The 13431-nt window shown below is 44.3% G+C and carries 13 protein-coding genes and 1 riboswitch; of the genes, 2 read left to right on the top strand and 11 right to left on the bottom strand.

Annotated elements, in window-relative coordinates; translation table 11 throughout:
* Positions 1 to 23: 23 nt before the first annotated feature.
* The gene (gene tet(40), locus H8692_RS07380; RefSeq protein ID WP_109215034.1) at positions 24 to 1244 is read left to right on the top strand and encodes a tetracycline efflux MFS transporter Tet(40); all 1221 of its coding nucleotides are present in this window, start codon (positions 24 to 26) and stop codon (positions 1242 to 1244) included.
* A 142-nt stretch (positions 1245 to 1386) separates the two neighbouring features.
* Here tet(40) and H8692_RS07375 read toward each other — a convergent pair whose 3' ends face one another.
* The 6 genes from H8692_RS07375 to H8692_RS07350 form a co-directional block, all read right to left on the bottom strand.
* Entirely contained in the window at positions 1387 to 1560 is a 174-nt protein-coding gene (locus H8692_RS07375) for a Maff2 family mobile element protein (RefSeq protein WP_465250893.1), read from the bottom strand.
* 30 nt (positions 1561 to 1590) lie between these two features.
* Entirely contained in the window at positions 1591 to 3375 is a 1785-nt protein-coding gene (locus H8692_RS07370; protein WP_187525359.1) for a VirD4-like conjugal transfer protein, CD1115 family, read from the bottom strand.
* On the bottom strand, positions 3372 to 3848 hold the full coding sequence (locus H8692_RS07365) for a PcfB family protein (protein WP_003508226.1): 477 nt from the start codon (positions 3846 to 3848) through the stop codon (positions 3372 to 3374). The genes H8692_RS07370 and H8692_RS07365 overlap by 4 nt, the downstream gene beginning before the upstream one ends.
* A gap of 36 nt (positions 3849 to 3884) precedes the next feature.
* The gene (locus H8692_RS07360) at positions 3885 to 4829 is read right to left on the bottom strand and encodes a DUF6017 domain-containing protein (RefSeq protein WP_003508224.1); all 945 of its coding nucleotides are present in this window, start codon (positions 4827 to 4829) and stop codon (positions 3885 to 3887) included.
* Between the two features lie 262 nt (positions 4830 to 5091).
* Positions 5092 to 5919 (bottom strand): collagen-like protein, encoded by an 828-nt coding sequence (locus tag H8692_RS07355; protein ID WP_187525358.1) that lies wholly within the window; start codon positions 5917 to 5919, stop codon positions 5092 to 5094.
* A gap of 130 nt (positions 5920 to 6049) precedes the next feature.
* Positions 6050 to 7129, bottom strand: coding sequence for a tetratricopeptide repeat-containing glycosyltransferase family 2 protein (locus H8692_RS07350; RefSeq protein ID WP_187525357.1), 1080 nt, complete (start codon positions 7127 to 7129; stop codon positions 6050 to 6052).
* A 162-nt stretch (positions 7130 to 7291) separates the two neighbouring features.
* Between H8692_RS07350 and H8692_RS07345 the strand changes: the two genes are divergently transcribed.
* Complete coding sequence (locus H8692_RS07345) at positions 7292 to 8119, top strand: DUF2238 domain-containing protein (RefSeq protein ID WP_177268823.1); 828 nt, start codon at positions 7292 to 7294, stop codon at positions 8117 to 8119.
* Here the strand turns inward: H8692_RS07345 and H8692_RS07340 are convergent.
* The 5 genes from H8692_RS07340 to H8692_RS07320 all read right to left on the bottom strand — a co-directional run bounded on the left by H8692_RS07340 (position 8104) and on the right by H8692_RS07320 (position 13086).
* Positions 8104 to 8637, bottom strand: a complete 534-nt coding sequence (locus H8692_RS07340; RefSeq protein ID WP_243206939.1) for a GNAT family N-acetyltransferase — start codon at positions 8635 to 8637, stop codon at positions 8104 to 8106. The two genes, H8692_RS07345 and H8692_RS07340, sit on opposite strands and share 16 nt — an antisense overlap.
* The gene (locus H8692_RS07335; RefSeq protein ID WP_177268827.1) at positions 8618 to 9430 is read right to left on the bottom strand and encodes a prolipoprotein diacylglyceryl transferase family protein; all 813 of its coding nucleotides are present in this window, start codon (positions 9428 to 9430) and stop codon (positions 8618 to 8620) included. Before H8692_RS07335 ends, H8692_RS07340 begins: the two co-directional genes overlap by 20 nt.
* Positions 9427 to 9759 (bottom strand): DUF4064 domain-containing protein, encoded by a 333-nt coding sequence (locus H8692_RS07330; RefSeq protein ID WP_187525355.1) that lies wholly within the window; start codon positions 9757 to 9759, stop codon positions 9427 to 9429. Before H8692_RS07330 ends, H8692_RS07335 begins: the two co-directional genes overlap by 4 nt.
* An 81-nt stretch (positions 9760 to 9840) precedes the next feature.
* Positions 9841 to 10116, bottom strand: coding sequence for a DUF2321 domain-containing protein (locus H8692_RS07325; protein ID WP_177268829.1), 276 nt, complete (start codon positions 10114 to 10116; stop codon positions 9841 to 9843).
* A gap of 105 nt (positions 10117 to 10221) precedes the next feature.
* Positions 10222 to 13086, bottom strand: a complete 2865-nt coding sequence (locus H8692_RS07320) for a molybdopterin-dependent oxidoreductase (protein ID WP_177268831.1) — start codon at positions 13084 to 13086, stop codon at positions 10222 to 10224.
* 198 nt (positions 13087 to 13284) lie between these two features.
* Positions 13285 to 13408: riboswitch (molybdenum cofactor riboswitch) on the bottom strand.
* Between the last annotated feature and the right edge of the window lie 23 nt (positions 13409 to 13431).

Raw genomic sequence — 13431 nt, 5'->3', positions numbered from 1 at the left:
TTATACTAGGAGAATGTAACTTCATGTTTGCTAAAAATTCAAAGGCATATTCTGTCTACCTGCTGTTCCGATTTGTCTGTTCCCTGGCGGTTTCTATGTCCACAGTGCTTTCCATCGTGTACCACCTGGAGGTGGTGCAGCTGGATGCTTTCCAGCTTGTCCTGGTAGGGACGGTTCAGGAGACCTCCTGCTTTCTGTTCGAGATGCCCACCGGTGTGGTGGCGGATTTGTATAGCCGTCGGCGCTCGGTGCTGATTGGAATGTTCCTCTACGGCCTGGGCTTTCTGATGGAGGGTGCGCTACCGTGGTTCGCGCCGGTTCTGCTGGCCCAGGTTGTCTGGGGTTGCGGTGATACCTTCATCACCGGCGCTCTGGAGGCGTGGATTGCCTCGGAGGAAGAGGACAAACCCATAGACAAGGTGTTCCTGCGGGGCAGTCAAATGGGGCAAATCGGCGGCGTTCTGGGCGTGGTGCTGGGCACACTGCTGGGAAACATAAACCTGCAAATGCCTCTCATCTTGGGGGGCAGTTTGTGCTTGTTGTTGGGGCTGGTGATGGTTCGCATCATGCCAGAAACCAACTTCTCCCCTGCTATTGAGGAACGGCAGGGCTTGCTTAAAGACTTTGTCTGCCTGTTCAAGCTCAACCTGGGCTTTGTGAAAGGCGCACCTGTGTTGCTGGCGCTCTTAGCAATCACACTATGCGGGGGACTTGCCAGTGAAGGCTTTGACCGGCTCTCCACCGCTCATTTTCTGGATGACACGGTAATACCCGTTATCGGGCCGCTGAACAGCGTCACTTGGTTCGGTGTTATCAGTCTTATCGGCAACGGCTTAGGTATTCTGGCTTCTCAGTTGCTCATCGCCCGCATGGAGAAAAAAGGGACTGTCAGCCGAACCAGTGTGGTCATGTCCACCAGCGCCGGGTATATCCTGTTCCTGGTTCTCTTCGCGGTGGGGCGGAGCTTTTGGTTCATGTTGTTGGTGTTCCTGCTGGCGGGGCTTATGCGCACCATCAAGGAGCCTGTGCTGGCCGCCTGGATGAACGACCAAGTGGATGAGAAAATGCGCGCCACAGTCTTTTCCACCAGCGGACAGCTGGACTCTTTCGGGCAGATCATCGGCGGGCCTATTGTGGGGCTGGTAGCCCAGCAGGTGTCCATACCCTGGGGGCTGGTCTGTACCGCTTTCCTGCTGTTGCCCGCGCTGTTCTTAGTGCCGGTGGCGGGAAAGAAGCGGGATTGATATGGCATAGTTAAGTTTACTGACGAGCGGGAGATTACTTCCGCTCGTCTTCATTTAGTAGCGCAAAATTTGAGGACTCTTTATTTCCTTATTCGGTATAGCGGAGGCGGCTGTCAATTCGACATAATTTTCTTGTGATACTTTACCGTACATGAGCATTGGCTCCGGGATTGTCGTTGCCGTAACCCTCCATTAAGTTAATGGCACCCCAAATGCCAAGACCTGCGCCAAGCGCGATAACCAAAGTCTGCAATACACCAACTGCGCTGTTAAAGAAATCCATATAAACCTCGCTTTCTGCCGCTGTGCGGCTCAAAAAATGTTGTTGAAAATGAAAATGCCGCCGTTATTCCTCGGCGGCTGCGTCCTCGTCGGACAAATCTATTTCGTATATGTCAAAGGCTTCATCGGGCTTTACTATTGCCGGGCGGGTAGACATATACCGTTCCACATCAAAAGCGTTTTTCTTGTCGAAGTCGGAAAGGTATTTGTAGTTCGGGTGTTTCGTTATATCGTATTTGTCGCTTAAAAAGGGACGTACACCGCGTAGCTGCAAAATACATTTCCCACCGTCCATAACTGCTATTTCGTCCTGTGTCATCAACTCCTTTCCTAATTTTTGATAAGTAAGTCCATGAGAAACCTGCGTGCCGCGATTTTCGGAAGTGTTGAAACTGTCGATTGTTTCCCGTCCCAAGTTATCCGAAATATCCTTTGCATTTTTCCCACGTCCTCCCAAAAACAAGGTGCTGTCGGCATTATCAAGTATGATTTCTGCCGCGTCCTTGTAAATGGCTTTTAGCTGGCTCTGCGATTGCAGAATGATAGAAGCGGACATTTCCCGGCTGCGGATTGTGGCAATCAGTTTATCAAATCGGGGTATCTGTCCGATGTTCGCAAACTCATCAAGCAAAAAGCGGACATGAACAGGCAATTTGCCGTTGTATTCGTCGTCCGCTTTATCACAAAGCAAATTGAAAAGCTGCGATTGCAAAATAGCGATAACAAAATTAAAGGTGTCGTCGGTATCGCTCATTATGAGGAAAAGCGCGGTTTTCCGGTCGCCCAATGTATCAAGTTCCAATTCATCATAGGACATGAGTTCCCGGAGTTCCTCTATATCAAAAGGGGCAAGCCGCGCACCGCAAGAAATAAGGATTGACTTTGCCGTTTTGCCCGCCGCCAATTTGTATTTTTTATATTGCTTCACCGCGAAATGGTCGGGGCTGCGTTCTTCCAAATCGGCAAAGAGCAGATCAACGGGGCTTTGGTATTCCTCGTCGTCCTCGCGTGCTTCGCTTGCATTGATAAGTTCAAGCAACGTTGTAAAGTTCATTTCCTCGGTGGGGGCTTCATACCAAATGTAGCCGATCAACGCGCAATATAATAACCTCTCGGCTTTTACCCAAAAATCTTCCGCGCTTTTTTCTCCCTCGCCTTTGGTATTGACGATAAGGGTATTGACAACCTTTAACACGTCCTTTTCGCTGCGGATATAGACAAATGGGTTATAGTGCATACTTTTCCGAAAGTTTATCGTGTTCAGTACCTTAATGCGGTAGCCTGCCCGTTGCAGCAGCTTTCCGCACTCGATTAGGACGGTGCCTTTCGGGTCTGTCAAGACATAGGAAGAATGAAGCTGCATTAAATTAGGCTTTACGAAAAACCTTGTTTTTCCGCTGCCGCTGCCGCCGATCACCACGACGTTTTTATTTCTCGCGTATTTCGGCTGCTTCGGGCGGCTGTTCATGGTAAGGCGTTCGGTCTGCGTCAAAATGATGTTGTTCTGAAAATCCGGGTCGATGTAGGGCTTTATATCTTCGGCGTTGCCCCAACGTGCGCTGCCGTATTCTGCGCCCTTGCGGTATTTCTTCGCGTTTTTCCCTTTGACATAGACAATCAGACGGATAACCACCGCGCCGACAATGCCGATAAGCAAATCCAGCGGGTGAACGCTCGGCAAGGCATTTGAAAACGCTTCGGAAAACCCCTGTGTGATATTGAGTATCTTTTCGGAAATATCCGCGCCGGGGGCAAGCCGCGCCGCCTGTCCGACTTTATCAAAGAGATAGACAAAGAACACATACGGGATATTCGGGATTATCAGCTTTTTGTAGTTCATCTGCTTCATATCTCGCGCCCCCTGTCTATCTTCTTTACCTTGTCGCGGGCGGCGTTAAGCTGCTTCGCCTTGTCCTTTGCTGCGGCAAGGGCTTTACGGATAGAGGGCTTTTTGTCCCTGTTTAGCTTCTTTGCGGAAAACTCTTGAAACGCTGCGGTCATAACGTCCGCGTCCCTGCCTTTGAAAAACACAAGGTAACGGGTCTGCTCGCCCTTAACCTTTTTCAACGAAAAATCTATGTTGTACTTCTTCGCGGTACTCTCAAAGGCTTTGATATTGCTGTCGGTGATCTCGATGTTGGAAACACCCACATTTTGCTTCATAAGCTGCCGCATGGTCTGTTTCCCATGCGGGGTATGGCTTTTGCGCTGCTCCAAAAACTTCTTGATTGCTTTCTGCAACGCCTGTTCGGTAAGCCTTGCCGCGCCTTTTCCCACGTTGACGGATAGGGCAATCGTTTTTTGGGTTACTTCCTCCTGCAAGGTATCAACTCCTTTCCCGGTAAACTGCGGCTATGCTCATTTGCTGCCGTAAAAGTCGTGATTGACAAGGGCGGTATAGTAGCTGTCAATGGTACTCGGCGCGTTGAACAGAACCGCTTTAAGATACTGCTTGATGTTGCGGATTTTGGTTGTGTTCTCCCTCATGCAGTCCAAAACAAACTCAACGTGGCTGCTGTTCAGCTTCATAAACTTTGACTTCACAAGTTCGGCGGGGTAGTCGTCCCCGGCGATACGGATTGTCTTTCGGGCTGTGCAGACGGTTTCCAGCATGATTTCTACAATCTCGTCCAAACGGTCTTTATCCATTTTGGGGTCTTGAATGAGAATATCATAGTCGATGTTGTCCTTGATGATTTCCCGATAAATCGCTATTGCGCTGTTTGTTTTCGCTTCCGTTCTTTTCCTTTCCGGCGGCGTAGCCGCTTCGTCCTGCTCATAAGGCAAGGGATTTAGGGAATGGAAAGGAATGGAATGAGTATTTAATAGATCAGTAATTGATTGTTCTTTACTTGATATATCTTTATTTAATTGCGTTGGATTTTCCAACGTAGGTTTTTCCTGCGTAGGTTTTTCCAACGTTGGATTATCCAATGTTGGATTTTCCAATGTAGGTAAATCCGATGTAGGCGGCTGTTCGCTGCTGGTAGCTGCTTCCGGCTCTTTGGGCTGCGGTTGCTCATATATGACATAATCCGCGCCGCGCAAACGTCCTTTCTCGTCGCGTTCCCGGCTGCGGACGATATATCCGGCTTTTTCAAGTTCTTTGACCGCTTCGCGGATTGCGTCGATCTTCTCCCGGTTGATGTGAGATAAGCCCGCAAGGGTATAATCCCAATCTTCGGGCAAAGACAGCATTTGCGAAAGCAAGCCTTTTGCCTTTAAGGTGAGTTCCTTATTGCGCAAGTGGTGGTTGCTCATAACGGTATAGCCCGTATTTCTCTCAACTCGGAAAACTGCCATTTTTTATCACTTCCTTTCTCGGTCTGCGTGGAATAATAGAAAGCCGTTTTCGGCGGTTTTGGTATTGCAGTATGCCTTTGCCGTTTTTGCGTCTGAAAAGCCTTGTATTATAAGGGCTTTTTCGCGCCTAACGTTCCACGTTACCGCCTGTTTTCGGGCATAAAAAAACCGCAACTCTTTTCAAGCTGCGGCGACATATCCTACTCACTTAAAAACGCCATATCAAGGCTTGTCCAACCTTGCTACGGCGTTTTAGGTGTAATTATAGGGGTTGTTTAATTGTCTTTAATGTGCTGAAAGCCGCATGGTTACGGCATTTTCCTTGTTGTGCATATATTGACGGGCCAGTTGGGCCTGTCGGACCTGTTGCCCCATCTGTTCCTGCCGCTCCGGCTGCACCTTCTGCTCCGGTTGGACCTGTTGGACCCGTCGGACCTGTCGCCCCATCTGTTCCTGCAGGGCCTGTAGCTCCGGTTGGGCCTGTTGGACCCGTTGGGCCTGTTGTTCCTGTCGCTGTAACAGTTACCAGATCAAAATCAGGAGATGTTCCCGGTGTTCCCACTGGATCATCAACAGCTGCCTGATAAAGAGCCCCGTTATAAAACAACATAGCACCTCTTGGATAAGGTGTTCCCTGCACAAACTCAGCTACAGTATCAATTCCGGCTCCTGCAGGACCTGTTGGGCCCGTAGCTCCGGTTGGGCCTGTTGGACCCGTCGGACCTGTTGGACCTGTTGGACCTGCTAAACCTGCCAGCCCCTGGGCTCCCGTCGGACCTGTCGCTCCGGTTACTCCAGTTGCCCCGGTTGGACCCTGTGGACCCGGGAATCCGGCAGGGCCTTGCGGACCTGTTGGACCTATTGGCCCTATATCACCGTTCAATCCGGCAGGGCCCTGCGGCCCCATTGGACCGGTTGGACCCGGAAATCCTATAGGGCCTTCCGGGCCCATTGGCCCCTGGGCTCCTCTTGGACCTCTCGGACCGGGACACCCTCTCGGACCTGTCGGTCCTGTCGGTCCTCTGTCACAGCAAGTATTATTAAAATTGTTGCAGCAACAATCATTATTATTTGGATTATTAAAAAGCATACACTTTCCTCCTTATTAGCATTTCTTATGCCTGACAAATATGAATATACTATTATTCATACGTCATCAGCGTCTATTCTAACGCCTATACTCTACCATATGCTTTTTTTCAGATCCGGTTACATTTTTTTCATGATTCTGAGAACAGGCGCTCAAAATATTTTTGATTTTTTAAAACTGCATCTGCTTTAGGTTTTAAAGATGTTGTGCGCAAATGATACTGCCATGCTTTATAATGATCTCCCAGACGGTCATAACATACACACAGTTGAATAAGCGGAATATAGTCATGATATTCTTTTTGTTCAAATCCTCCTTCTTGACTTTTATCAGGAACTGTAAGAGCCTGTTCATACCAATAAACAGCAATCTCAAAAGTCTTCTGTTCCATAAAAAATCTTCCAATTTCGCAGCAAACCTCAGCCCTTGGCGTATCGTATTTAAAACTATTAAGCAAACTGTTGAGACGATGCTCAGAATCACCTATTTTTTCATAACACAACGCTGTTTGCATACACGCATCTATTTTATTTTCTCTCCATCCTTCAGATGATTTCAAAAACTCCTCAAATACCGATAACGCTTCATCATATTTTCCATGATAATAAAGTTCTCTGCCGTAATAAAACTGATGTCGCGGTTCCAGACTCTGCCCTTCCGCTATTATAGACTGATATATCCTGAGATTTCTGTCTGCATCTGCCGAAACCATCTTCCTGTGTTCTATTTCTATATCTGAATGAATTATCTTACCCCTCGGTGTTACTGCTTCATGTACTCTACCCTCCCATAAAAAACCTTTTTTGTTTTTTATTAGCCTTTCTCTGTAATAAGAAAAATTAGCAGCGCCATCTTCTCCAAATCCAGCAAGATATTTCATCATCACCACGTCAATACTTGGGTCCAAAGTCTCCTTAAGCTCTTTTATCTTTTTCTGGTTTTCCGAAGTAACAACGTCATCGGCATCAAGCCACATCCAATAGTCCATAGACGCTTTACTGCAGGCAAAATTTCGCGCCGCTGCGAAATCATCGTGCCACTCATAATCAAAAACTCTTGAAGTATATTTTTGTGCGATATCTTTGGTAGAATCCGATGAACCTGTATCCACAATTATGATCTCATCTGCGATATCTTTCATCTGCTCAAGTATACGTCCCAGAACAGCCTCTTCGTCCTTTACGATCATGCATAAACTAATTCGAATCATATATGCCCTCCTTTGTTTTTAACGTATGATACATACTATTCGAAATGGGCTTACAAGTTTCATATCGGTACTTCCATTATCTAAAAAGTAGATTTATATTTTATCACCTGTTATAATAGTGTAGAATTTTATTTGATACTATCGACGTTACAGAGGAGAGCAATGAAAAAAAAGAAAGAAAAATTCCCCATCAGATTATATGAGGCAATGAAACATGAACTTAGAGAACATAAAAGCTCCTTCATCATATACAATATATTGCGCTTTTTAGTCATATGTATGATGATCTTTGAAATATTAAACAGAAGTTATGAAAGTGCCTTTTTATGTGTACTTACTTTGATTCTTCTCATAATTCCAAGCTTCTTTCAAGTAGCACTTCGTATAGAGGTTCCCACTGTGTTGGAAATCACCATACTTTTTTTCATATTCGCTGCTGAAATTTTAGGGGAAATATGTAATTTTTATAGTATTTTTCCTTTTTGGGATACCGTTCTTCACACTCTTAATGGCTTTCTTACCGCTGCCATAGGACTTTCTCTTGTACAATTATTAAACAAAAGCGATAAATTGCTGTTTCAGCTTTCACCGCTTTTTACTTCTATCGTAGCTTTCTGTTTTTCAATGACAATAGGGGTTATCTGGGAATTTTTTGAATTTGGAATGGATCAGATATTCAACCTGGATATGCAAAAAGATACTGTTATACATACTATATCATCTGTATCTTTAAACTCCTCAGGAGAAAACATTCCTATAATAATCAAGGATATTCAAGACGTTACTGTCTCCGGAAAAGATCTGGCACTTGGCGGATATCTCGATATCGGCCTCATTGATACCATGCAGGATCTTCTTGTAAATTTCATAGGCGCGCTTGTCTTTTCCATATTAGGATTCTTTTATGTAAAAAATAAAGATAAAGACTCGGTCATAGTCAAATTGATTCTTCATAGAAAAGATAAAGACAAAGACTACCTGTCATACTGAATTCTCTTTTCAAGGCATACGAGATTTACTCCTTTAATACCATTAAAAGAACAAGGTACTATGCCAACTTCATTGTATCCGTTCCTTTTATACATGCTGCGCGCCACTGTATTCTTCTCATTAGTGTCAATACGAAGATATCCGCACCCGTTCTTTACGGCATATTCTTCATAAAAATCCAAAAAAGATTTTCCGTAACCCTTTTTTGAACATTGAGGATCCACTACAAGAGTATGCATCACCATTATCTCATTATCAGGAGCATCAAATTCCCAATGACAGTCTGCATATTCACAGACCTGCTCCTGGTCTATCTTAGCTGCCGCTACTATTTCACCGTTTTCCTCATATACAAATAAGGTTCCTTTACGCAAAGCATCTTCGGCTGTCTGTTCTGTAGGATAAATTCCCCTTACCCATCCTATAAGTTTTTCTTCAGCTTCTTCTTCTCTATCCAATATAGCATCATATATACGTACTATAGAACTTACATCATCTTTAACTGCTTTTCTTATCATCTGTGACATTCCTTTCTGCCGGAACTTTTCTCTGTGAAATATAAATCATCACAAGAACCGCCGCTACCAATATTAAACTTATCCATTGAGATACAGAAAACATCAGAACACTCCCTCTTGCTGCGTCGCCTCTAAAAAACTCCAGGCAAAACCTCATAGGCGCATACATCAATATATAAATATATAAAACCGTTATCCTGTGACGAATACGTCTCGAAATATATACAAGAATAAAAAAAATAATCATTTCACCGACGAACTCAATTCCCTGAACAGGAAATAAACTGACATTATTAGGCGCAATCTGTGAGGAATTATATATGATACTCAAAGGACAGGATATCTCTATGCCATAACAGCAGCCAACCATAAGACATCCAAGTCTGGCTATGCCATGAGCAAGCGCAAATCCAGGCACCAGCACCGGCAAAAAATCAATTATATTTTTTTTATATCTGCCCGCTGTATACCAGCCGGCTGCCAGCGCTCCTAAAAGCCCTCCGTAAAACACCATCCCTCCACTGGCATATTTTATAAAAATCAATGTCAGCGGCATATCTCCCGACGATATATCCTTATATATCTCTCCCGATGAAACCATAAGGTACAAGATTTTCGCTCCTATAACAGCTCCTATCGCTGCGAAAATAAAAATATATACAGTATCATCTCTATCAAGAGCAAATTTTTTGCAAGAAAATAAGGCATATGCCAGTGCTAAGCATACGCCCAATATTCCAATCAAACCATATACAGGGATTTCCCTGCCTAATATCACTATTTCCGATATCACATTCCGGCTCCTATACCCGCGATTCCTAACATGCCTACACATGCAACGCATGCAATAAAGAAAAAGGCTCCGCCTATGGTTCCTATTATGGATAACACAAACCCTGCGGTTCTTAATCCTCCGTCAAATCCCGCTTCCTTGGATTTAGATGCAAGAACCAGCCCTATAATTCCCAATATTACAGAAATTATAGCCGAATAGCCAAAAAACCAGAGAACAACTGATATTATACCTAATACAAGTGATGCCACCGCCTGGTTCTTTCCCGGAATCTCCCCGTTGGGGCCCTGATTGTCATACATGTTCTGATTATTATTCTGTTGCTGCATTTTTACTTCTCCTCCTGTTAAGATATTACTTTTTATTTAGTATACCTTACAATACTTTGAAAGTAAAGATACTGTCTTATTTCATCTGTCTTTGTTCTGAAAACCGTTTGGTTTTCTGACAGACCATGGAAATAAACGGCCGCACCTCGTACAAGAATCCGGCCTCTTAACGCTTTCTGCTTTTGGCCCTCTGGGAACTGATCCATAATAATACCATTTTTTTATCAACTGCCCGCAAGCCGGACAAGAATCCAATAATGAAGAGCCGCATTCACTGCACACTTGCCCCGCTTTTACCCTTCTGAAATCCGTCTTTACATGTCCTTTCTCACATATATGGACATAAAAACTCGTCATATATTGATTTTCCTTTCCTCGCCATTCCTATATGATAAAATGATAGACCACTGAATATCAGCGGTCTATCGTCATTACTTTGCTTTTTAAAATCAATTCTGCATATTAATCCCAGCTTAATGGATTTGCCTTAAGTTTTTCCAGCTCTTCATACATATCGGAACCGAGGAAATACTTGCCAGGCTTAGAAGGTTCTTCTCCTCTGGCGATAGCGTCTATTCCTGCCTTTACTTTCTCAGGAGACGCCGGCAGATCATAAATTCTTACTCCACATGCATTATTAATAGCATTTATTACAGCTACATGATCTGATGACTGGAATGCCTCTGAAGCTCCGGATGAACCGAAAGGTCCTCTTTCATCGTATCCGTCAAGATGTATAGCCGTCATATCATCAGGAATATCCTTGATATAAGGCACTCCTGCTCTCAGCATATTAGTATCTTTTCTGACATCCTCATAGTTTTCGGAAAGAGCAAATCCTATAGAATGAGACATACCGCCGAACGCCTGACCGTTTACAGACTGAATGTTACCTACTTTACCTACCCAGTCAACGCAAGTCATCTTATCAACTGTAGTCTTTCCTGTAGCTGTCTCCACAGAAACTTCTGCCAGATACAGAGCATAAGTATAAGCATAAGTAGGTTCGCCGCTTCCATCATTAGGATCCAGAAAATCGAAGTAATCCCATTCATCTGCCGCTACCCAGTGTCCGTCATATCGTGTAGGAATGCCTTCCGCTATCATTTCATCATAAGTTCTGTAAGTTCCGTCTTCCTTACGCATAGCATCTGCCAGGTTTTTAGCCGCTACGATAGATGCTTTACCGTTTGCAAAGTGAGATCTTGAACCTGCTGATTCACCTGTATTAGGGCAATATTTACTGTCTGTCTGTATTACTTTTACATCATCAGGTGTAACTTCCGGGAAGTAAGGTCTGAGCGCTTCCAACGTACATACCAGTGAACCTGCGTCTCCACCTTGTCCCTGATCCTGCCATGTATCATACTTTCTGAATTTGCCGTCTCCTACAAGTTCGATAGCTACAGTAGCTTCATCAACTCCGCCAAGACCTACGTTGTATCCGCCCCATGCGATACCTACACCCTTTCTGATTTCAGGTGTGTCTTCTTCCTTGGCTCTCTTTACAGCTTCATCATAAATAGGTTTGAGAGTATCCATCATTTCTTCCATTGGATACTGTAGGAAGTTTCTCTGGTTGAGGTTTGTATCTCCCGGTCTTGCTATATTCTTATATCTGAATTCAAATGGATCCATTCCCATCTTTTCAGCCATCATATCTATCAAAGCTTCGCCGCATGTATAAGCCTGAGGTGCACCGTATCCTCTGTAAGGAACGCCGAAGTTGTGATTAGTAACGGCACTTCTTGCCAGTCCGACAACATTAGGAACATAGTAAGGGAAGAACATGAATCTCAGAATCTTAGTAAGCTTATCATCACCCATTTCAGGATATGCACCATTGTCAAGTCCTGAATCAAATTCGCCTGCCAGAATCTTACCGTTTTCATCACATGCAAGTCTTGCATTAAAGAATGCAGGAGAACGCTTACCGGAGAATGCCATGAATTCAGCATAAGTCATTGATAATGCCACAGGCATACCCGTAACCTTTGTTGCTGCTCCTGCCAACGCATATGAAGCTGCGTTCATTGCCCATCCGAATGAACCGCCTGTAGGATTCTCTATTACACGAAGATCTTCCACAGGTATTCCGATAGCTTCTGCCATATCATCTCTGTCAAAATACAGAGTCATTGTCTTACAATGTACACAAAGCTTACCATCTTCATCATAGTATGCCTGAACTGTATCTCCTTCTATGGACATATGAGGCTCTCTTGATGAATAGAAGCTTCCTTCAACTGTATACTCAGCATTATCTATCATATTGGCTACATTGTCATAATCGCCTTTGAGTACAGGCTGAGTACTGTATATATTGTCAAATGACGCGTGAATCCTCTGCGCATCCGGTTTAACTGCTTCAAGATAACTCATGTATTCAGGAAGCTGTTCCAGCTCTACCTTTACTTTTCCTGCAGCTTCTCTTGCATGATCTTTAGTATCAGCAACCACCATTGCGACAGGATCTCCCCATCTTACGATCTTTTCGTCCTGGAGAAGTTTATGAGTCTGCTCGAATTCAACTGTTCTCGGCGAGAACTGATATGCCATAAGTTTATTTGCGCCTTCCAGATCCTTCGCCGTGATGACTTTAACAACTCCCGGCATTTTTTCGGCTTCGGAGAAATCAATGTTCAGTATTTTGGCATGGTTAGTCTTCATTGGCATTACCAGAACCGCATGAAGAGTTTCAGCCGGCATCTTAAGCTCTATATCATCACCATAATCACATACTCCGCATGCTTTCGCCATAGCATTAGGTCTTACGAGAGGCTTTCCATAGAAACCTTCTTCGATATCTTTTGACCAATCATATGTAATATCTTCAAAAGTTTTCTCTCCGCGCATGATAGCAGCAGCTTCCATGACAGCATCCACTATCTGCTTGTAACCTGTACATCTGCACACATTCCTGTGCTTCTGGAACCAGTCACGAACTTCTTCTCTCGTAGGATCAGGATTTTCCTGCAGAAGCTGATAAGCTGAAACAATAAATCCCGGAACACAGAAACCACACTGAACCGCACCTAAATTTACCCATGCATACTGAAGCGGATGAGGGTGAAGAGCGGTACCAATACCTTCAATCGTCATAACAGAACTGTATTCTTCTATCCTGCTTATCTTTCTTGTACATGAGCGGACAACTTTTCCGTCTAATATCACAGAACATGCGCCGCACACGCCTGTGCCGCATCCTACCTTTGTTCCCGTCAGTCCCAGACGACGAAGTACGGATGCCAGTGTATCCTTTTCAGGATCACAGATGAACATACGGTCAGCGCCGTTGATGTTCAAGGTCATTTTCTTTAAATTCATAATAATTGCCTCCGATTTCACAACATTACTTTAACTACGCAACAACAAAATACCTGAGCGATACTTCTCGCATAATAAAAACCCTTTTCCGCACAGCGAAAAGGGCCTTTAAAATGCTAAAGACAGATGTCATCGAGCTTATGCTCTGTTAAAAACTATTGCTTCAGGGCATCGAATATGCACTTGTTCAGGTTTTATACAGAGCCGGCACTTTATCCTTTCCAAATGCGGGAGGAATGCGTGTTTCCACGCAGACCCTAACGTTCCTGATTCCATGCTTTGCCAAAGCGAAGGAAATAAGGACTCGGATCTTTATTCATTTATTACGTTGATAATATTTTATCA

Origin of the sequence: Lentihominibacter hominis (genome assembly GCF_014385065.1) — a bacterium.
Taxonomy (GTDB): domain Bacteria; phylum Bacillota; class Clostridia; order Peptostreptococcales; family Anaerovoracaceae; genus Lentihominibacter; species Lentihominibacter hominis.
The sequence above is the reverse complement of the archived record's forward strand: the minus strand, read 5'-3'. Positions and strand labels throughout refer to the sequence as shown.